The 331-nt window shown below is 46.5% G+C and carries 1 pseudogene; it reads left to right on the top strand.

Features of this window, described 5'->3' with window-relative positions:
• A pseudogene (istB, locus tag CIK81_RS17895) lies at positions 1-331 on the top strand (IS21-like element ISShfr5 family helper ATPase IstB); the annotation flags it as partial.

The following is a 331-nucleotide window of genomic DNA, read 5'->3' as shown; positions in this document are numbered from 1 at the left end:
TATTGCAGCAATACGAGCAACCCAATTTATACGTTGAACAAAGCTTCGAAGAGCGGCTAAGTTTATTGCTTGAACATGAAATAACGCAGCGTGATCAGCGTAAAATAGATCGCCTAACGCGACAAGCAAAGTTCAGAGTTGGCGGCACACTTGCCCAACTCAACTATGGCGCAGCACGACAACTCGATAAAGCTCAGATCCGTTCATTAGCACAAGGTGAATGGCTTCGTCTTCACCAAAACATCTTGATCACAGGAGCAACAGGTTGTGGCAAAACTTACCTCGCTTGCGCGCTTGGTCAAAACCACTGCCAACAAGGGAGTAGCGTTTA

The sequence above is a fragment of the Brachybacterium sp. JB7 genome, assembly GCF_003335205.1.
Classification (GTDB): domain Bacteria; phylum Actinomycetota; class Actinomycetes; order Actinomycetales; family Dermabacteraceae; genus Brachybacterium; species Brachybacterium alimentarium.
The sequence above is the reverse complement of the archived record's forward strand: the minus strand, read 5'-3'. Positions and strand labels throughout refer to the sequence as shown.